This window comes from Microbulbifer maximicatervae (SeqCode) (assembly GCF_052467065.1).
In genome coordinates, this window is record NZ_CP174299.1 from 4,134,075 (window position 1) to 4,153,311 (window position 19,237).

At 51.9% G+C, this 19,237-nt stretch carries 16 protein-coding genes; 11 read left to right on the plus strand and 5 right to left on the minus strand.

Annotated features, from left to right (window positions below; all coding sequences use genetic code 11):
• Positions 1 to 47 precede the first annotated feature (47 nt).
• Complete coding sequence (locus ACJJI1_RS18290; RefSeq protein WP_413665631.1) at positions 48 to 425, minus strand: hypothetical protein; 378 nt, start codon at positions 423 to 425, stop codon at positions 48 to 50.
• 682 nt (positions 426 to 1,107) lie between these two features.
• On the opposite strand from ACJJI1_RS18290, the gene ACJJI1_RS18295 reads away from it, so the two are divergent.
• Positions 1,108 to 3,069, plus strand: coding sequence for a GMC family oxidoreductase (locus ACJJI1_RS18295; RefSeq protein WP_444957537.1), 1,962 nt, complete (start codon positions 1,108 to 1,110; stop codon positions 3,067 to 3,069).
• Positions 3,070 to 3,115: 46 nt separating this feature from the next.
• On the opposite strand, the gene asnS is transcribed toward ACJJI1_RS18295, so the two are convergent.
• The 3 genes from asnS to ACJJI1_RS18310 all read right to left on the minus strand — a co-directional run bounded on the left by asnS (position 3,116) and on the right by ACJJI1_RS18310 (position 5,659).
• Positions 3,116 to 4,522 carry an asparagine--tRNA ligase gene (gene asnS / locus ACJJI1_RS18300; RefSeq protein ID WP_444957538.1) on the minus strand — a complete coding sequence of 469 codons (1,407 nt, stop codon included), beginning with the start codon at positions 4,520 to 4,522 and terminating at the stop codon, positions 3,116 to 3,118.
• Positions 4,523 to 4,721: 199 nt separating this feature from the next.
• The gene (locus ACJJI1_RS18305; RefSeq protein WP_444957539.1) at positions 4,722 to 5,195 is read right to left on the minus strand and encodes a L,D-transpeptidase family protein; all 474 of its coding nucleotides are present in this window, start codon (positions 5,193 to 5,195) and stop codon (positions 4,722 to 4,724) included.
• 167 nt (positions 5,196 to 5,362) lie between these two features.
• The gene (locus tag ACJJI1_RS18310) at positions 5,363 to 5,659 is read right to left on the minus strand and encodes a hypothetical protein (protein ID WP_282932628.1); all 297 of its coding nucleotides are present in this window, start codon (positions 5,657 to 5,659) and stop codon (positions 5,363 to 5,365) included.
• A gap of 262 nt (positions 5,660 to 5,921) precedes the next feature.
• On the opposite strand from ACJJI1_RS18310, the gene ACJJI1_RS18315 reads away from it, so the two are divergent.
• From ACJJI1_RS18315 to ACJJI1_RS18335, 5 genes are all read left to right on the plus strand, one after another.
• The gene (locus ACJJI1_RS18315) at positions 5,922 to 7,556 is read left to right on the plus strand and encodes an alpha/beta hydrolase (RefSeq protein ID WP_444916965.1); all 1,635 of its coding nucleotides are present in this window, start codon (positions 5,922 to 5,924) and stop codon (positions 7,554 to 7,556) included.
• A gap of 51 nt (positions 7,557 to 7,607) precedes the next feature.
• Entirely contained in the window at positions 7,608 to 8,849 is a 1,242-nt protein-coding gene (locus ACJJI1_RS18320; protein WP_444927674.1) for a lipoprotein-releasing ABC transporter permease subunit, read from the plus strand.
• A 61-nt stretch (positions 8,850 to 8,910) separates the two neighbouring features.
• Positions 8,911 to 9,663, plus strand: a complete 753-nt coding sequence (gene lolD / locus ACJJI1_RS18325; RefSeq protein ID WP_444957540.1) for a lipoprotein-releasing ABC transporter ATP-binding protein LolD — start codon at positions 8,911 to 8,913, stop codon at positions 9,661 to 9,663.
• Complete coding sequence (locus ACJJI1_RS18330) at positions 9,656 to 10,915, plus strand: lipoprotein-releasing ABC transporter permease subunit (RefSeq protein ID WP_444957541.1); 1,260 nt, start codon at positions 9,656 to 9,658, stop codon at positions 10,913 to 10,915. Before lolD ends, ACJJI1_RS18330 begins: the two co-directional genes overlap by 8 nt.
• A 181-nt stretch (positions 10,916 to 11,096) precedes the next feature.
• Positions 11,097 to 11,339, plus strand: coding sequence for a hypothetical protein (locus ACJJI1_RS18335; protein ID WP_444957542.1), 243 nt, complete (start codon positions 11,097 to 11,099; stop codon positions 11,337 to 11,339).
• On the opposite strand, the gene ACJJI1_RS18340 is transcribed toward ACJJI1_RS18335, so the two are convergent.
• Positions 11,329 to 11,853 (minus strand): DUF2062 domain-containing protein, encoded by a 525-nt coding sequence (locus ACJJI1_RS18340; RefSeq protein WP_444957543.1) that lies wholly within the window; start codon positions 11,851 to 11,853, stop codon positions 11,329 to 11,331. The two genes, ACJJI1_RS18335 and ACJJI1_RS18340, sit on opposite strands and share 11 nt — an antisense overlap.
• A gap of 312 nt (positions 11,854 to 12,165) precedes the next feature.
• On the opposite strand from ACJJI1_RS18340, the gene ACJJI1_RS18345 reads away from it, so the two are divergent.
• The 5 genes from ACJJI1_RS18345 (at position 12,166) to prpF (ending at position 18,849) form a co-directional block, all read left to right on the plus strand.
• A complete protein-coding gene (locus ACJJI1_RS18345) occupies positions 12,166 to 12,846 on the plus strand; it encodes a GntR family transcriptional regulator (protein ID WP_282932633.1) in 681 nt (226 codons plus the stop codon).
• Between the two features lie 3 nt (positions 12,847 to 12,849).
• A complete protein-coding gene (gene prpB / locus ACJJI1_RS18350; RefSeq protein WP_282932634.1) occupies positions 12,850 to 13,728 on the plus strand; it encodes a methylisocitrate lyase in 879 nt (292 codons plus the stop codon).
• An 87-nt stretch (positions 13,729 to 13,815) separates the two neighbouring features.
• Positions 13,816 to 14,943, plus strand: a complete 1,128-nt coding sequence (prpC, locus tag ACJJI1_RS18355) for a bifunctional 2-methylcitrate synthase/citrate synthase (protein WP_444905390.1) — start codon at positions 13,816 to 13,818, stop codon at positions 14,941 to 14,943.
• A gap of 126 nt (positions 14,944 to 15,069) precedes the next feature.
• Complete coding sequence (gene acnD / locus ACJJI1_RS18360; protein WP_444957544.1) at positions 15,070 to 17,667, plus strand: Fe/S-dependent 2-methylisocitrate dehydratase AcnD; 2,598 nt, start codon at positions 15,070 to 15,072, stop codon at positions 17,665 to 17,667.
• 3 nt (positions 17,668 to 17,670) lie between these two features.
• Positions 17,671 to 18,849: a 2-methylaconitate cis-trans isomerase PrpF gene (gene prpF / locus ACJJI1_RS18365; RefSeq protein ID WP_444957545.1), complete on the plus strand. Its 1,179-nt coding sequence runs from the start codon at positions 17,671 to 17,673 to the stop codon at positions 18,847 to 18,849.
• The last annotated feature ends 388 nt before the right edge of the window (positions 18,850 to 19,237 follow it).

A 19,237-nucleotide genomic window follows, 5' to 3' on the forward strand; every position in this document is an offset into this window, starting at 1 on the left:
GCTCAATAGCATACCGTTTTGCAGTCGGCTGTGATCATGGTCATATATCAGACGGCTCGACCTTGCTTCTTGAATATTGTGATGGCGCTGATAGTGAGTTCCTTGACTAAAGCTTCAAATTTTTGCAACGGCATATTTCTAGCCGGAGCAATATTCAATAGGTGCTCACTGACCTGAACGAGTTTCAACCCTTTTGGGGGGTGAATGTGGGCGGGAAATCTACAAACCCATCCTGTTAGTGGTAGTTTGTTGATAGCTTCTCTATCGAGAGCTTGAATTCCTTTGCCGTTAGCAATGATTACTTCGATATCATCAAGGTGGGTGGTATCAATGTTTTGGGGTTTTCTTGGTGTTGAGTTAGGTTTTCTAAAACTCTCGAGTTTTAAAAGTTCTTCGTAGGTGATATAGAGCTCTTTTCCAGACATTCTGATCTCCTTCTCACGGTCATCAACTAAAACTTGTGTCCGATGCTCCTGAGGATTTTGGGTTGAATCGGATCGTTTTTATTTTTTAGTGTTTATTAATCTAGTTGTTATTCCAAGAATCGCAATCAAATTCGATGATTGCATCATATAGACAGATTGATACTTTGGGCAATGTTTTAAGCTCTCAATAGGTGGGCTAAGAATATTCCAGCGACTGATTGTGTAGAAAATTCACGAAAACCGCCGTTGTGATCTGAGTTTGTTACTTGCCGGACTGGGTGATTTATTATTTTAAGCGTTGGCGTAATGCTTAAAATAATAAACTGCCTTGCAGTTATTCAAATTTATTTATGTTTCCTTTTTGAGGTGGTGTTTGAAGGTTTATCTGGCTGATTGAATTTTGAAGAGTGACCTTTGATTTTGGCCAGCTTAAAAACTCGTTTTCCTTTTATTTGATGCCTCACAGGTGCTTCTCTTCTGGGGTCTCCAGGTGGAATGGGAGAGGTTTATTTAATTTCATTTAAGAAGTCTTGCGTCGATATATCTTTTAGGCATGTGATACATCCTCGCGTTGGTAAGTAGGTCGAGTTTTAGATTAAAGCAATTTCTGTAAGACAGAATTGCAAAATCTGGCGTGCATAATGCTTATCTCGGATACAACGTATAAAAATGGATAAGCACTATGGAAGAGAAGGATTCGATTGACAAGAAAGTGTCGAGCAAAAAAATTAGTCGTAGAAATTTTACTAAAGGAGCGGTGCAACTGGGTATTGCTGCCAGCGCGGCTTCGACAGGATTGGTTTCCGCTCTCTCAATGTTGGATCGGAATTTCTATGATCAATATGACTACGTGATTGTTGGGTCCGGTGCGGGTGGGGGGCCATTAGCGGTAAATTTAGCAAAGGCGGGGTTTTCTGTTTTGGTGTTGGAAGCTGGTGCTGATGACCCCAGTGATGACACCCATAATATTCCAGCATGGCACCCCTTTGCGTCTGAAGACCCAAAATTGAGCTGGGACTTTTTTGTTAAGCATTATGCGGATATCAATCAGCAGAAACTGGACGAAAAATATGTTTCCGGGAAGGGAATCCTCTACCCACGGGCGAGTACTATCGGTGGTTGTACCACGCACCATGCATTGATTACAGTCTATCCACATAACAATGATTTTGACCGCATAGCTCGGGATACAGGGGATGTCTCCTGGGGTAGCGCAAATATGCGGCGATATTTTGAGCGATTAGAGCGTTGTGAATATGTGCCCCGCCCAATTTTCTCCAATCCATCCCGCCACGGTTTTGATGGTTGGCTGCCTACGAATCGCGGCAATCCCGCTTTGTTGCTGGAAGACCCGGCGATCTTGAAAGTTGCGCAGGCTGCGCTGGCCAAGTATGGGCTCGAAGGGGCTCTGGAAAAAATTATCAGCGGCAATCTTCGCCTGGATATCAATCATTGGGACGTGGCCAGTGGCCAGGAAGGGCCTTTTATCGCCCCTATGGCAGCAGATAGCCGAAACCGCCGTACCAGTGTGCGCGAATACCTCTTAGATACCCAGTCAGTTTATCCAAACTTGCTTCATATTCGTACAAATTCACTGGCAACTCGTGTGTTGTTTGAGGGGAATACTGCTGTTGGGGTGGAGTTTTTAGAGGGGGCGAGCCTGTATAAGGCAGATCCTTACCATGACGAAAGCGGTACTGCCGGAGTCTTAAGGCAAGTCCGGGCAAATCGCGAGGTTATCTTGTCTGGAGGGGCCTTCAATAGCCCGCAACTTCTCAAGTTGTCGGGAATTGGTCCCGCCCATGAGCTCCGAGATCACGGCATAGAGCCCCTGGTAGATTTGCCTGGGGTAGGAGAGAACCTCCAGGATCGCTATGAGGTCGGAATCGTTAGTGAGATGAGTGAGGATCTTGCCCTTCTTAAAGATTGCACTTGGGGGGAGGGGAATGATCCCTGCTTAAATCGCTATCGCTATGGCTGGTTCAATCAGGGGCCCTACAGTGGAAATGGTCCGGTATTGTCTCTAGTCAAGCGTTCCAAACCGGAGCTGGAAGATCCCGACTTGTTTATTTTCGGAGTGCCCTCCGATTTCCACGGATACTTTCCCGGGTACTCCCAGGCGTTGCGGGACTACAAAGACCGCTTCTCCTGGATTGTACTGAAAGGCCATACGAACAATACCGCCGGGCGTGTGACCCTGCAATCTGCTGATCCCAGGGATACGCCGGAGATCAACTTCCACTATTTTGGTGAAGGTAATGATGCTCTGGGAGAAGACCTTCAGGCAGTTGTTGAGGGGGTAAAAATTTCCAGGGATATTATGTCGGGCCCTATTGTGAGCAAGCAGGTCTCCAGGGAATTATTGCCCGGTAAAGAGGTTCAGTCAGATCAGCAAATTGGCGATTTTGTTAAGAACCAAGCTTGGGGACATCACGCTTCCTGTTCCAATAAAATGGGGCCTGCCAGTGATCCTATGGCAGTTGTCGACAGTAAATTCCGGGTTCACGGCACCAATAATTTAAGGGTGGTGGATGCTTCGGTGTTCCCCCGAATCCCAGGTTTTTTCATTGTGGTGCCGGTCTATATGATCAGTGAAAAGGCGAGCGATGATATCATTGCTACAGCAACTGGGCAGAGCGCTTGAGGATTTGTATGTGAAATAAAAAGCCCCGCAACGCGGGGCTTTTTATTTAGAACGAGATGTTCTTCGGTGTGCGCGGGAAGGGGATTACATCGCGGATGTTGCCCATGCCGGTCACGTAGGACACGATGCGATCAAAGCCCAGGCCAAAGCCCGCATGAGGCACTGTACCGTAGCGGCGCAGGTCGCGGTACCAGTTCAGGTGTTCCTTGGGTACATTCATTTCATCCATACGCTCATCGAGCTTCTCCAAACGCTCTTCACGTTGGGCGCCGCCGATAATTTCGCCGATTCCCGGTGCCAGAACGTCCATTGCGGCAACGGTTTTGCCATCGTCGTTCATGCGCATGTAGAAGGCTTTGATGTCCTTCGGATAGTTCATCACGATAACTGGCTTTTTGAAGTGCTTCTCTGCCAGGTAACGCTCATGCTCAGAGGCCAGATCAATACCCCAGGATACGGGGAACTCGAACTTCTCTTTGCAGCTTTCCAGGATTTCAATCGCTTCGGAGTAGTTGATGCGGGCGAAATCGTTGTCGACGATATTCTCCAGGCGGCTGATAGCCTCCTTGTCGATGCGCTGGGCAAAGAAGGCCATATCATCGGCGCGCTCTTCCAGTACCGCCTTGGATACATACTTCAGCATTTGCTCGGAGAGATCGGCTACATCTGCCAGGTCTGCAAAGGCAACTTCCGGCTCAACCATCCAGAACTCTGCCAGGTGGCGAGTGGTATTGGAGTTTTCTGCACGGAAGGTGGGGCCGAAGGTGTACACCTTGGACATGGCCAGGCAGTAGCTTTCAACATTCAGCTGGCCGGATACAGTGAGGAAGCTCTCTTCGCCAAAGAAGTCCTTGCTGTAGTCCACCGCACCTTTATCTGTGCGCGGCAAGTTCTCCATATCCAGGGTACTGACCCGGAACATCTCGCCAGCACCTTCACAGTCAGAAGCGGTGAGAATTGGGGTGTGCACGTAGAGGAAGCCGTTCTCGTGATAAAAACGGTGAATCGCTTGGGCGATACAGTTACGTACGCGGGCTACGGCACCACTGACATTGGTGCGCGGGCGCAGGTGAGCGTGTTCGCGCAAGTGCTCCATAGTGTGGCGCTTGGGGGACATGGGATAGGTATCCGGGTCTTCTACCCAGCCGACAACCTGGACTTCGGTGGCGAGCAGTTCGATAGACTGCCCCTTGCCTTCGGATGGTTTGATGGTACCGAGGATATCTACCGCGCAGCCGGTAGTCAGGCGCTGCACTTCTGACTGGTAATTGTGCAGGTGATTCTCAGCAACGACCTGGATCGGATCAAAGCAGCTGCCGTCGTGTACGGCCAGGAAAGAGAGGCCGGCTTTGGAGTCGCGGCGGGTTCTGATCCAGCCTTGAACGCGGACTTCTTCGCCCTCGCGACCGCTGGATTTCAATAGGCTATCTACGGATTCGACTTTTACTGTCATTTTCTATCGGTTTCTCATTAGTCCGGAAGGTGGTGTTCTGTCAGCTTGCCTAAAAGTTGACCACCCCACCAAGGTGAAGTTACGGCGGGCATATTGACTGGTTGTAGAGGGGAAATCCAGTCCCTTGGCTATCGGGCAGTTCTTCAAAATCTCCCTAAGGACTTTGAAGAGCTGTTATGGCCTCTATCTTGGTGATGTTTCACCAGCGGATTGCAATGGGGGTGCCGTTTTTTACGAGTGCCATAAACTCATCCATCTCGTCATTGGTAAGGGCAATACAACCATCAGTCCAGTTAAAACGTTGGGTGATTGGAGCGAGCCAGCCGAGTCGATTGCGCTGGCCATGGACCATAATGAAGCCACCTGGCGAGACTCCCCGAGCCTCAGCTTGAGCGCGGTCTTCGGCATTGGGATAGGAAATATGCATTGCCCGATAATAAGAGGAGTCTTCTTTTTTGTAGTCCAGCGTGTAGTGTCCCTCGGGGGTTTTTTCATCGCCTTCCTGCTGCTTGTGTCCTTGGGGTTGCCCGCCGAAGGCTACATGGTAGCTCTTTATAACCTTGTCGCCATCGAGCAAGTGCATTTTGTTTTCGGACTTAATCACTTCCACCAGGGTGACTTCAGCCTGGGCAATAGTGGTTAATGCAAAAAACAGAATGGCGATATAGCGCACGGCTTGTAACTCCGGTTGGAGGTGGTTGATTCAGGTTGCTGTGATCTTAAATTTCCGAATCAGCAAAAGGGTGGGGCTGAATTATCTTGCAGCTGCAGCTAGAGTGGGGTGCTTCACTTTGGGTGAGGCAGGCAGCTTCAGTTGAGCGCCTGCCAGGATGTGCTAGTTCAGCCGCTGGGTTTTTTCACTGTGTGTAGGACGGTGTCCTGTTCAAAGAAAACGTAGAACTCGCCGTATTCCCAGCGCGTGATAGCGGGTTCGCCAATTGGCCCCTCAATACCAAGGGGTTCCCCCAGGCGTGAGGTCACATCATGTTTTTTAAGCCCACGGACTTCTTCAATGGTGAGCTCCCCACCCTGGGTGCCTACGGGTACTTCAATGGTTGTCGCCTGGGCGCCAAAAGTAAGAAGTAGTGCCATTGAGCCAGCGAGACAATTCAATCCGCTGCGGAGTCTGCTGAACATTTTTTGTTCTCCGATGTAGATGTTCCATTAGCCGTCCCATTAAAACAGAATTTCCGCCAATGCTCCTGTTCTTCTTCACGTTTTCGCGCCAAAAATAGAAACAAATGCGCCTCTTTGGAATATTTGGTGCAATGAGTTGGCGCCTATATTCTTGCAGCGTTATTACTTCGAGTTTTGAATCGATTGAGCAGCAGAGGGTGGCTGATTGCCGAGGCGCCTATGCTAGGCTGTTAATTATGCTTGGCTTGTCGAGCGGACAAGAATGAGGCTGGTTAATACCTTTTCAATTCTCGGCCTTCTTATTGGTTCTATCTGCTTTGCGCTCTCCCTTACGCCATCCCTTATTCCTCGCAGTGATGTAATGCAGGGAATACTGGGCGGCGTCGCATTCTTTGTCGGCTATGTTTTCGGCGTCTTTCTGAGTTGGCTTTGGAAATACCTGGGTATCCCCAATCTGCCGATTTCCACATGGCAAAGACGTCTATTTGATCGAAGTGTATTAGCCGTATGTCTCCTTCTTTTTCTTGTTTCTCTCTGGCAGGGAGTGAAGTGGCAGAACTCTATCCGCGCCCTTATGGGTATGGAGCAGGTTGGTACCGTAGAGCCTATTACGATCGCTGTAATATCTCTCCTTATGTTCCTGGTGTTGTGGTGCCTGGGAAAAGGGTTTCAGCGAATAGTTCTCCTGGTGGCCTGCTATGTGGAGCAGCATGTGCCCGAGCGAGTGGCGATGCTTGTGGGTGTGTTGGCGGCTGTGCTCCTTTACTGGGCTGTTTTTAATGGGGTGCTGTTGAAAGCAGGTTTGCATGTGATTTCATCGACCTATCAGCGGCTAGATAATTCTTATGCGAAGAGTATTCCCCCTCCGGCAGACCCCAATCTTCCTGGTGGCGCCAATTCGCTGATTAAGTGGGATGACATTGGCAATCAAGGGCGCCGGTTCTTAACGCTGGGGCCGACAGAGGAAGAAATAAAAGAGGTGGCTGGTTCTGCAGTACAGCCCATCAGGGTTTTCGTTGGGCTTGATAGTGCTGTGACGCCCATGAAGAGCGCTCAGTTGGCGCTGGAGGAATTAAAGCGGGTTGGTGCATTCCGGCGTGAGATCTTGTTAGTGGCAACTCCTACCGGCGCCGGCTGGGTGGATCCAGGTGCTGTAAATTCTTTAGAGTTTTTGTACCGAGGTAATACTGCCACTGTTGCGGCGCAGTATTCCTATTTATCCAGCCCGATAGCGCTGATGGCGGATGATTCTGAGGGGCTCGAGTCGGCGCGAGCACTGTTTAAGGTCATTTATGATTATTGGGCGGAGTTGCCAGAAGATGAGCGGCCCCGAGTTTACTTGTTTGGCCTCAGTCTTGGCGCTCAACTTTCCGAAGACTCCTTCGACTTTTATGACATTATCGATGACCCGATTGATGGAGCCCTTTGGGCTGGGCCGCCCCTCGGTGTAGGTATGTGGAGCCGGATTGTCAGAAATCGAGATCCGGGCACTCCCGCCTGGTTGCCAGAGTTCAAAGGGGGAGAGGTGGTGCGCTTTGGTAATCAGTACGGAGGCTATATTGGTCGTGAGCCATGGGGTGAGTTCAGGATTGCATTTTTGCAGCACGCCAGTGACCCGATAGTATTCTTTAGTGTGCGCTGGGCACTGGAAAGGCCCGACTGGTTGAACCATCCCAGAGGACCTGATGTATCGCCAGATCTCCAGTGGTACCCTCTAGTTACCGGCTTGCAGCTGCTGGCAGACTTAAATGTAGGGCTCGCTCCGTTATCTTTTGGCCATAGGTATACCCCGTGGGGATACACCTTAGCGTGGCTCGCCCTTACAGAGCCAGAGGAGTGGGATGAGGAGGCGTTGAAGCGCCTGAAGGCCCAGCTCAAGACTTACAACGTTCGGTAAACTTGCCTAAATCTTTGGATTTCCTGACGTTTTTCCGTTTAAATCGACCCTATGTTAAAACCTGTTCCCCTATTTATTGGTCTGCGCTACGTGGCTGCCCGCCGCAGGCAGCAGTTTATTTCCTTTATCAATGGCTTTTCTCTACTGGGAATGGCCCTTGGTGTTTTTGCGTTGATTGTTGTCGCTTCTGTTATGAATGGCTTCGATCGTGAGCTTAAAACCCGAATACTAAGTGTTGTACCTCACGGCTTTGTCGAGCGGGAAGGCGGTCTTGTGGACTGGGAGACACCTGCACGGCAGTTGGAAGCTCAGCCACATGTTGAAGCGACCAGCCCTTTTGTGAATGGCTACGCCCTCTTGAGTGCTCATGGCAGCAGTCACGGTGCCCAGTTCCAAGGTGTGGAACCGCAAGCGCTGCGCAAGGTGTCTACCGTCGGTGAGCATATGGTGATGGGTAACCTGGATTTGCTCGAGCCCCGCAGCTATGGGGTGGTTCTGGGGCGAATCCTTGCCCATCAGCTCAATGTGATTCCCGGAGATTCGGTAATACTGACCCTGCCAGAAGTCAGCGTGACCCCTGCTGGTATATTCCCCAGAACAAAGCGTTTCACGGTTGCGGGTGTTTTCTCTGTGGGTGCGCAGGTGGATCAGAATGTCGCGCTGATCAATATTGAAGATGCTGCGCGCCTGACCCGGATGACGGGTAAGGTCCAGGGGCTGCAGTTGCGCTTTGACGATATGGACAATGCGCTGGGGCTTGTTTCTGTTTATGCAAATGAGCTGGGCGAGGGTTTTCAGGGTGAAGATTGGGGGGATTCCCAGGGAAGTCTTTTCCAGGCAGTTAAAATGGAGAAGACCGTTGTTACGTTGATGCTGATGATTATTGTCGCCGTGGCCGCATTTAATATTGTCTCCGCATTAGTGCTGATGGTTGCGGATAAACGCTCCGATATAGCGGTGCTGCGAACATTGGGGCTCACCTCCCGCCAGATTATGGCGGTGTTTGTGATTCAGGGGAGTGCCATTGGCATTATCGGCGCTTTTGCCGGTGCTGTTTTAGGTATCGTGATAGCGATGAACCTGACTGAAATGGTGACCTGGATTGAGTCGGTGGTAGGCGCCAAGATATTTGACCCCCGTGTTTTCTTTGTTAGTTACCTGCCTTCTGAATTCCGTGTAGGCGATGCAGTGGTGGTGTTAACGGCGGCAATTTGTATGAGCCTGTTGGCAACGATATTTCCTGCCTGGCGAGCAGCACAGATTGAGCCAGCGGAAGCTTTGCGTTACGAATAATTTATATAAGTCGGCCTGTTTTGGTGTGATTTATAGATGTTGAGAGACAGCGAATAGTTTGATGAACAGTCGAGTGGAAATAGATACGGAAAAAGCGCAGCCAGCTCCGGCCCCGGATGGTGCTGTTTTGGCTTGTCGGCAATTGCACAAACATTATCGCCAGGGAGGCCGGGACCTGGAGGTTCTGAGTGGTGTTGAGCTTGAGGTAAAGCGGGGCGAGAAATTGGCCATCGTCGGCGCTTCCGGCTCTGGTAAATCGACACTGCTCAACTTGCTCGGTGGCCTCGATACCCCAAGCTCCGGTGAGGTCTGGGTTGCGGGTAAGAATCTCGCTGAACTCAATGCCAATGAGCGGGGCTGGTTGAGAAATAGCAGTCTCGGTTTTGTATACCAGTTTCACCATTTGCTTAACGAGTTTTCCGCCCTGGAAAATGTCGCCATGCCATTACTGATCGGCAAGCGTTCAGTTGCCGAAGCTCGCAAAGAGGCCGAGGCGATGCTCACGGCGGTAGGCCTGGGTGAACGCATGGGACACAAGCCATCACAGCTTTCTGGCGGTGAACGGCAACGGGTGGCCATTGCCCGGGCACTGGTGACAAGGCCTGCCTGTGTTTTGATGGATGAACCCACCGGCAATCTGGATCGGGCTACGGCGGCAGAGATCCACAAATTGATGGATCGCTTGAATCAGGAGATGGGAATTAGCTTTGTGATTGTTACCCATGACCCGGATCTAGCGGCGGCCCTGGATCGCTGTCTGCATCTGATCGATGGGCGGCTGACTGCTGACTGGCACCAGGGTGATCATGTTTAAGCCACTTCCCGCCTATATTGGGCTGCGCTATGCCGGTGCTCAACGCCGAAACGACGATTCGGCTGGTTTGGTCTCATTTATTTCCGGTTTGTCGATGATTGGCCTGATCCTCGGTGTCGCCCTGATGATTGTGGTGATGTCTGTGATGAATGGTTTTGACCGGGAATTGCGCGAGCGAATTCTGGGGATCATGCCCCATGTCACTATTTACAATGGGAGCCCTGATGTAGATTGGGCCCAGTTGCGCCAACAGTTGGTTTCCGACCCTGCGGTTCTCTCCGCGGCAGAAGTGTGGCAGGTCAATGCGCTCGCCAGGCGTGGGGCTGAAGTGACGCCGCTGTTGGTGCAGGGGGTCAACCCGGAGACAATTACCGAAGTCTCCAATATCGGGGACTTCCTTGAATCCTCATCCTTCGATGCCTTGCTTGACCCGTCTGAACCGGGTGTGGTTCTAGGTAAAGGGCTCGCTGAGAAGTTGGGGGTTGAGGCGGGTGATTACCTTTCCCTGATTGTACCAAATAACGATAGTGCCACCGGTGCACGCAAGGCAGCCCGGGTTGCTGGGTTTAAAGTGGCGCAGGTTTTCCACTCTGGCACTGTATTGGATCAATCTCTCGCCCTGGTTTCCTGGCAGCAGGCCAGGACTCTGGCTGGAGGTAGCGGTGGGGCAGGGGTCCAGTTACGGGTCAATGAAATGCTCGAGGCCAACTGGATTATGCGGCGTCTTCTGCAAGACCTGCCTCGGGGCAATTTCTACGGCACTGATTGGAGTCGAACCCACGGCAACCTCTACCAGGCTATTCAGATGTCCCGCAACCTGGTGGGGTTACTGGTTTTCCTTATTATTGCGATTGCCGCTTTTAATGTGGTTTCCACTTTGGTGATGGTGGTTATCGATAAGCATACCGATATCGCCATCCTCCGTACTATGGGTGCCAGTACCCGACAGATTTTGCTGACTTTTGTAAGTCAGGGGGCGCTGGTCGGGCTTGTGGGGGCTGTGGTTGGCGGTGCGTTGGGGGTGTTAGGCTCGCTGACAGTGACCAAATTGGTAGCGGGGCTGGAGTCAATGCTCGGCATCCAGTTCCTGAAGTCTGATGTCTATCCCGTGGATTATTTGCCGTCCCAGTTGGTGTGGGGAGACGTGGCACTGGTTGTGGCGGCGGGCTTTCTGCTTAGCTTGCTGGCAACTTTGTATCCGGCCTTTAAGGCCAGTCGGGTTCAGCCGGCAGCGGCCTTGCGTAATGAGTAGGGAATTTTGGGATGGTCAAGATCTCTCGAATCTTGCGCAAGTGTCTGCCAATTCCAGCAGCCATTACTGTCTGGTGTATATCGGCCTACCTGACTTTACTCTTTGATGAATGGTTCAAGTTCATTTTTTGCCCTAGCGATCTACATGATGGGTCAATATGTTACGCAGAAGGGTGGGATTTATGGCCTACTTGGATTGTTTCTGGAGGCGCCATACTTTCTGCGCTTATGTCTTCTGGGCGGCGGCGCTGGCAGCCGCCGAAAATCGCTCACTGGTGGCACTGTGGACTTTTTTAGTGGGGGCTCTACTAGCTCTTTTTTTAGGGTTAGTCACTAATTATGTTTTTCCTGCGCTGCTGGCAATTATCGCAGGAGGCTTTGCATACTGGGTGGTAGATAAAGTCTGCGAGAAAGCTAACCGATAGCAGACCGCCTTTGGATTCGTAATTTCCATCTTTTCACAACGTGCCAGCGCCAGAGGGCACGCATGGCAAAATAGGCCACTGTCGCAAAGAATGCCCCGGCAATCAGAGAGCCGGTAAATAGTGGCAGCCAGATCTTCCCGACTTCACTGGTCAACCATTCCCACGACAGTTCGATGCTGAAATCCACCGGTGGCGCCCCTAGAACCCAGGCGCCGAGCTTGTAAGTGCTAAAGAAAATAGCCGGCATGGTGATCGGATTACTGATCCATACAAGAATCATCGACAAAGGTAGATTGCAGCGCAGCCAAAGTGCGAGCAGGGCAGCAATAACCATTTGCCCTGGCAAAGGGAGGAAGCTGGTAAATACGCCAACCGCAAATGCGACCGAGACTGAGTGTCGGTTCAAATGAAAAAGGTTGGGGTCGTGGAGAAGAGTCCCCAGAAATTTGAGGCCGTTGTTGGCTCTAACTTCTTCGGGGCTTGGCAGCCATCGCCTGATAATACTCTTCGGCATAACTCTGTCTGTAACCTGGGTGGTGGCAGCCTAAAACAAGCGCTGTTCCGAGGCCTGGATATTCTTTCTGTGGGATTTTCCCTAAGCCCCAAATAAAGCATAGAGCGCTCGCGTTAGTCGAACAGGCTCATCTGGCGCGGGCGCTATTATGCCCACTTAAACATGGCAAGACTACTGCTCTGTTGAAAGTCACCTATTTTGCCCTATTGTCAACAATCCTTAATGTTTAATCGGGGATACCTGCAGTTGACGAGAGAATGCTGGTGATTTAATGTCATGCCCCATTAATATTGTCGACAATCCAGGTCTTGCATGACTGTAGTTGGTACTGCCGGTTCAGCTTCAGAGGAGCGCCAAAGCCTTGCTGAACGCTTATTTCTGACTTTGCGCGCTGAAATTGTGGAAGGGCAAATCGCCTCTGGCAGCAAAATTAGCGAGCCGGAACTGGCGCGCCGCTTTAATGCCAGTCGCGGGAGTTTGCGCGAAGCAGTGATGCGCCTGGAGTCTTTGGGACTGCTGGAACGTAAGGTCAATGTCGGAGCCCGGGTTGTAGAGTTAAGTGAGCGCGGCTTACTGGAACTCTATGAAGTTCGCGAAGCCCTCGAGGGTATGGCTTGCCGTCTGGCAGCGGAACAGCGCACCGAGGAAGATCTGGTCGAGCTGCGCCAAATGCTCTATCACCATGAGCAGCAGGAAGAGCTGCAGGCCGGTAAGGCGTACTTCCAGCCGGAAGGGGATTTTGATTTTCATTTCCGTATCGTGCAGGCATCAAAGAATGATCTTCTGATCGATACCCTGTGCAATCGACTTTATTACCGTGTTCGTATGTATCGCTACCAGTTGGGGATGGCCAGTCCCCGGGCCCAGCGGGCTTTCCGCGAGCACAATCATATTATTGAGGCCATTGAGGCCGGGGATGGTGAGCTGGCGGAGCTGTTAATGCGCCGGCATATCCGCGCCTCGAGAATAAACATTGAAAAGAAACTGAGGTAGAGCATGAGCCAAAAGCCTTCTGCTGGCGCGCGTTTCCGCGCCGCACTCGCCGAGAATCAACCGCTGCAAGTGGTTGGTACCATCAACGCCTATTCCGCCATTATGGCCGAACGTATTGGTCACAAGGCGATTTACCTGTCTGGCGCCGGTGTTGCCAATGCCTCCTATGGTCTGCCGGACTTGGGTATGACCAGTCTCGATAATGTACTGGAGGATGTGCGCCGTATAACTGCTGCCAGTGAGTTGCCGCTTTTAGTGGATATCGATACTGGTTGGGGCGGCGCTTTCAACATTTCCCGCACCGTTAAAGAGATGATCCGCGCTGGTGCCGCTGCGGTACACATCGAAGATCAGGTAGCGCAGAAGCGCTGTGGCCATCGCCCGAATAAAGAGATTGTTTCCAAGCAGGAGATGGTCGACCGTATCAAAGCGGCAGTAGATGCCCGTACCGATGATGATTTCTTTGTAATGGCCCGCACCGATGCCTTTGCACAGGAAGGGCTCGATGCGGCTATTGAGCGCGCCCAGGCCTGTATTGAGGCTGGCGCCGACGGCATTTTCGCGGAAGCTGTTACTGAGCTGGAGCACTATCGTGCCTTTAAAGACGCGCTAAATGTGCCGATTTTGGCGAATATTACCGAGTTTGGTAAAACCAAGCTGTATAACGCCAAAGATTTGGGCGAAGCGGGCGCAGATATCGTACTGTATCCACTGTCGGCGTTCCGTGCGATGAACCGCGCGGCGGAAAATGTCTACACCAGCATCCTGCAAAATGGCGATCAGCAAGCGGTTGTCGACACCATGCAGACCCGTGAGGAGCTGTACGATTACCTGAATTACCACGAGTTTGAGCAGAAGCTGGACGACCTTTTCACAAAGTAGGGACAAGCTGCCCGGTGCGAAAGCCGGGCGCTGCGCTTTCAATTGGATGAACACAGTAAATGTGTATACAACAGGGGAAATAAGAAGATGGTAGAGAAAGCATTGGGCGGTGCTGGTCTGCGCGGCCAGGTAGCAGGTAAAACTGCACTTTCTACAGTGGGCAAATCCGGTTCCGGCCTGACTTACCGCGGTTACGATATTAAAGATCTGGCCCAGCACTGTGAGTTTGAAGAAGTTGCCTACCTGATTTTCTATGGGGAATTACCCACTGAGGGAGAGCTGGCGGAGTACAAGGCGCTGCTGAAAGCCAAGCGTGGCCTGCCGCAGGCATTAAAAGAAGTGCTTGAGCGCATTCCGGCTGATGCCCATCCAATGGATGTAATGCGCACCGGTTGTTCCATGTTGGGTAACCTGGAAGGTGAAGAATCCTTCGCCCAGCAGTTGGATAAAGCCAATCGCCTGCTGGCTGCGTTCCCCTCAATAATCTGCTATTGGTACCGTTTCACCCACGACAATGTGCGCATCGAAACTGAAACCGATGACGACAGCATTGGCGGCCACTTCCTGCATATGCTGCGCGATGAGAAACCCAATGAACTGCACGAGCAGGTCATGAACGTTTCCCTGATTCTGTATGCAGAGCACGAATTTAACGCGTCTACTTTTACCGCTCGCGTTTGTGCTTCCACTTTGTCCGATCTGTTCAGCTGCATTACCGGTGCTATCGGCACCCTGCGTGGTCCTCTGCATGGTGGTGCCAACGAAGCGGCAATGGAACTGATCGAGCGTTTCTCCAATCCAGACGAAGCAGAGAAAGAACTGTTGGGCATGCTGGAGCGCAAAGAGAAGATTATGGGCTTCGGCCACGCCATTTACCGCGAGTCCGACCCGCGCAATGAGATTATCAAAGGCTGGTCTGAAAAGTTGGCTGAAGATGTTGGGGATACCGTGCTGTACCCGGTATCTGTTCGCTGTGAAGAAGTGATGTGGCGCGAGAAGAAATTGTTCTGTAATGCAGACTTCTTCCACGCTTCCGCGTATCACTTTATGGGTATTCCCACAAAATTGTTTACCCCGATTTTTGTAATGTCCCGGGTTACCGGCTGGGCTGCACATGTATTCGAGCAGCGCGCTGATAACCGCATTATTCGCCCGAGTGCAGAGTACGTAGGTGTTGAGCCCCGTACAGTAACTCCAATCGCTGAGCGCGGTTAATTTTCATTTCACTTTTGAAATGAGGCACACCCGGTGTGCCGGCTCCAGGTTGCCTTTGGTGAGTGGCCTGGAGCCACCCTCAGAAGAGACACGATTTTAAAAAAAGATTCGACTGATTTACCTGCTATGAATACTGATTACCGCAAATCACTGCCCGGTACAGACCTCGATTATTTCGATACCCGAGCCGCTGTTGACGCGATCCAGCCCGGAGCCTATGCCAAACTGCCGTATACCTCACGTATTCTGGCGGAAAACCTGGTGCGTCGCTGCGAGCCGGCAAAACTGACCGACTCCCTGAAACAGATTATTGAGCGCAAGCGCGAGTTGGACTTCCCTTGGTTTCCAGCCCGAGTGGTGTGCCACGACATCCTCGGCCAAACCGCGCTGGTAGACCTGGCCGGTCTGCGCGATGCCATTGCCGATAAAGGCGGTGATCCCGCCAAGGTAAATCCAGTTGTTCCCACCCAGTTGATTGTGGATCACTCCCTCGCGGTAGAGCACCCCGGATTTGAGAAGGATGCTTTTGAAAAAAATCGTGCGGTAGAGGAGCGTCGTAACGAAGACCGCTTCCACTTTATCAACTGGACCAAAACCGCATTTGAAAACGTCGATGTGATTCCACCCGGTAACGGCATCATGCACCAGATCAATCTGGAGAAAATGTCTCCGGTGGTGCAGGTGCGCGAGGGCGTGGCCTTCCCGGATACCTGTGTCGGTACCGACAGCCACACGCCGATGGTAGATGCTCTGGGTGTGATTTCTGTGGGTGTTGGCGGCCTGGAAGCTGAGAGCGTAATGCTTGGCCGCGCCTCTTATATGCGTCTGCCGCATATTGTTGGAGTGGAGCTCACTGGAAAGTTGCAGCCGGGTATTACTGGTACCGACTTGGTATTGGCTCTCACTGAATTCCTGCGCCGCGAGCGTGTGGTTGGAGCCTACCTGGAGTTTTACGGTGAGGGGGCTTCCAACCTGACCCTGGGCGATCGCGCCACTATTTCCAATATGACACCAGAGTATGGCGCTACTGCGGCCATGTTCTCTATCGATGAGCAAACCATCGACTACCTCAAACTCACCGGCCGCGATGATGAGCAGGTAGCTCTGGTAGAGAAGTTTGCCAAGGAAACGGGCCTCTGGTCCGACACCTTGAAGGATGCTGAATACGAGCGCGTACTGAAATTTGACCTGGATACAGTGGGTCGCAATCTTGCTGGCCCCTCCAACCCCCACGCGCTGCTACCGGCCTCAGAACTGGCTAATCGTGGAATCGCTAAAGCCTGGGAAGAGAAAGCCGGTGAGATGCCCGATGGTGCTGTGATTATTGCCGCGATTACCAGCTGCACCAATACCAGCAACCCGCGCAATATGATTGCCGCAGGCCTGATTGCCCGCAATGCGAACAAGCTCGGCCTGACCCGTAAGCCCTGGGTCAAGTCATCCCTGGCTCCAGGCTCCAAAACGGTAAAAATGTATCTGGAAGAGGCCGACCTGCTACCGGATCTGGAGCAGATGGGTTTCGGCGTAGTGGCTTTCGCCTGCACCACCTGTAACGGTATGAGCGGTGCCCTGGACCCGAAAATTCAGCAGGAAGTGATTGATCGCGACCTGTATGCTACTGCGGTCCTGTCCGGAAACCGCAACTTCGACGGTCGTATCCACCCCTATGCCAAGCAGGCTTTCCTGGCTTCACCGCCGCTGGTCGTTGCCTACGCTATTGCCGGCACCATCCGGTTCGATATTGAAAAAGATGCGCTGGGATACGATGCCGATGGCAACTCGATTACCCTGAAAGACATCTGGCCCAGCGATGAAGAGATCGATGCGATCGTACGTCAGAGCGTGAAGCCACAGCAGTTCCGCGATGTGTATATTCCGATGTTCGAAGAGCGGGATGCCGCAGAAGAGCAGGGCCACGCACTCTACGACTGGCGCCCGATGAGTACCTATATCCGCCGCCCACCTTATTGGGAAGGTGCCCTGGCAGGCGAGCGCAGCTTGAAGGGCATGCGCCCGCTGGCGGTGCTGGGTGACAATATCACTACCGACCACCTGTCTCCGTCCAATGCCATTCTGGCCAGCAGTGCTGCCGGTGAATACCTGGCGAAAATGGGATTGCCGGAGGAGGACTTTAACTCCTACGCGACCCACCGTGGCGACCACCTCACTGCCCAGCGTGCAACTTTCGCCAACCCGAAGCTACTCAACGAAATGGTGCGCGATGATAACGGCGAGGTCCGTCAGGGTTCCCTGGCTCGTGTCGAACCGGAAGGGCAGGTTACCCGTATGTGGGAAGCCATCGAGACCTATATGGATCGGAAGCAGCCTCTGATTATCATTGCAGGTGCTGATTACGGGCAGGGTTCTTCTCGTGATTGGGCTGCGAAAGGTGTGCGCCTTGCCGGTGTGGAAGCGATTGTTGCCGAAGGCTTCGAGCGAATTCATCGCACCAATCTAATCGGTATGGGTGTATTGCCGTTAGAGTTTAAGCCGGGCACTACTCGTGAAACCCTGAGTATCGACGGTACCGAGAGTTTCGATGTAATCGGTGAGCGCACTCCCCATGCCACGCTGACCTTGCTTATCCACCGCGCTAACGGTGAGACGATTGAGGCTCCTGTTACATGTCGTCTGGATACTGCAGAAGAGGTTTCCATTTATGAGGCTGGGGGTGTTTTGCAGCGCTTTGCCAAAGACTTCCTCGAAGCAGAAGCGACGGTCTGAGTTATGAAGTTTGCTCCTCAAGTAAAAATCCCCGCGACTTATATGCGCGGGGGAACCAGCAAGGGTGTTTTCTTCCGCTTACAAGATCTGCCCGAAGTTGCACGAGTGCCGGGGCAGGCCCGTGACAACTTGCTGCTGCGCGTGATTGGCAGCCCGGATCCATACGGTAAGCAAACCGACGGTATGGGTGGCGCTACTTCAAGCACCAGCAAAACGGTAATCTTGTCGCCCAGCGATAAAGCCGATCACGATGTGAACTACCTGTTTGGCCAGGTTTCTATCGATAAGCCGTTTGTTGATTGGAGTGGTAACTGCGGAAATCTAACCGCCGCCGTGGGTGCCTTTGCGATCAATAGCGGTTTTGTAGAGCTCGCGAGAGTGCCAGAAAATGGCATCTGCACCGTGCGCATCTGGCAGGCCAATATTGGCAAGACCATTGTTGCCCATGTACCCATGACCAATGGTGAAGTTCAGGAAACCGGAGACTTTGAGCTGGACGGAGTGACTTTTCCGGCGGCTGAAGTGGAAGTGGAATTTATGGACCCTGCCGACGGTGAGGGTGCCATGTTTCCTACTGGTAACCTGGTCGATGATCTGGAAGTGCCCGATGTAGGTGTGCTAAAGGCCACCATGATCAATGCTGGAATTCCGACGATTTTCGTCAATGCAGAAGATATTGGCTACACCGGCACTGAATTGCAGGATGCCATTAATGGTGACAGCAAAGCGCTGGCGATGTTTGAGAGCATTCGCGTTCACGGTGCGGTAAAGATGGGATTGGTTTCTACCGTAGAAGAAGCTGCAAATCGTCATCACACCCCTAAGGTTGCTTTTGTTGCTAAACCGCAGGATTACGCTGCATCCAGTGGTAAGGCAGTGGCATCTTCCGAGGTCGACCTCCTCGTGCGCGCCTTATCTATGGGCAAGTTGCACCACGCCATGATGGGCACGGCAGCAGTAGCCATTGGCACCGCTGCAGCGATCCCGGGCACATTGGTTAACCTTGCAGCTGGTGGGGGTGAGCGCAGCTCTGTTTGCTTCGGCCACCCATCGGGTACCTTGCGTGTGGGTGCTGAAGCCAAAGAGGTCGAAGGTCAGTGGACTGCTACCAAGGCTATTATGAGTCGTAGCGCTCGAATCCTAATGGAAGGTTGGGTGCGAATACCTGGCGATAGCTTTTAGGGCTTTAGTGATTTCTTTATAGGGGGCCTTTGGGCCCCTTTTTATTTTCCTTCTCTAAAAATTGATTAGGAATCGGTTTTAAATTTTTACTCCAATGAAATTTTATATTCCCTATATATTTAATTTTGTAGGCGAATATTAATATCAGTCATCCTGACATTAACTTTTCTTCCGGTTTTCCTGTGTTTTCCGGTAGGTTTTTTATCTGAAAAAAAATGCTGTGTTTTTATCATTGTGAGACAGGGCTTGCCTTAATAGTCACATCTAGGTCTGTTTAGATATAGCCTTTATTGCTCAGCGTACGTATATTTAAGGCCTGCTGTTGGGATGCGAGGCGTTGGGTGAGCAAGCAGATAGACTCTAAAAAACTCCCAACATTCGTAGAAAG

Bases quoted from the DNA above. Each gene is read 5' to 3' on its own strand.
- ACJJI1_RS18290 (WP_413665631.1), bottom strand. From the start codon at position 425: ATGTCTGGAAAAGAGCTCTATATCACCTACGAAGAACTTTTAAAACTC.
- ACJJI1_RS18295 (WP_444957537.1), top strand. From the start codon at position 1,108: ATGGAAGAGAAGGATTCGATTGACAAGAAAGTGTCGAGCAAAAAAATT.
- asnS (WP_444957538.1), bottom strand. From the start codon at position 4,522: ATGACAGTAAAAGTCGAATCCGTAGATAGCCTATTGAAATCCAGCGGT.
- ACJJI1_RS18310 (WP_282932628.1), bottom strand. From the start codon at position 5,659: ATGTTCAGCAGACTCCGCAGCGGATTGAATTGTCTCGCTGGCTCAATG.
- ACJJI1_RS18315 (WP_444916965.1), top strand. From the start codon at position 5,922: ATGAGGCTGGTTAATACCTTTTCAATTCTCGGCCTTCTTATTGGTTCT.
- ACJJI1_RS18320 (WP_444927674.1), top strand. From the start codon at position 7,608: ATGTTAAAACCTGTTCCCCTATTTATTGGTCTGCGCTACGTGGCTGCC.
- lolD (WP_444957540.1), top strand. From the start codon at position 8,911: ATGAACAGTCGAGTGGAAATAGATACGGAAAAAGCGCAGCCAGCTCCG.
- ACJJI1_RS18330 (WP_444957541.1), top strand. From the start codon at position 9,656: ATGTTTAAGCCACTTCCCGCCTATATTGGGCTGCGCTATGCCGGTGCT.
- ACJJI1_RS18335 (WP_444957542.1), top strand. From the start codon at position 11,097: ATGGCCTACTTGGATTGTTTCTGGAGGCGCCATACTTTCTGCGCTTAT.
- ACJJI1_RS18340 (WP_444957543.1), bottom strand. From the start codon at position 11,853: ATGCCGAAGAGTATTATCAGGCGATGGCTGCCAAGCCCCGAAGAAGTT.
- ACJJI1_RS18345 (WP_282932633.1), top strand. From the start codon at position 12,166: ATGACTGTAGTTGGTACTGCCGGTTCAGCTTCAGAGGAGCGCCAAAGC.
- prpB (WP_282932634.1), top strand. From the start codon at position 12,850: ATGAGCCAAAAGCCTTCTGCTGGCGCGCGTTTCCGCGCCGCACTCGCC.
- prpC (WP_444905390.1), top strand. From the start codon at position 13,816: ATGGTAGAGAAAGCATTGGGCGGTGCTGGTCTGCGCGGCCAGGTAGCA.
- acnD (WP_444957544.1), top strand. From the start codon at position 15,070: ATGAATACTGATTACCGCAAATCACTGCCCGGTACAGACCTCGATTAT.
- prpF (WP_444957545.1), top strand. From the start codon at position 17,671: ATGAAGTTTGCTCCTCAAGTAAAAATCCCCGCGACTTATATGCGCGGG.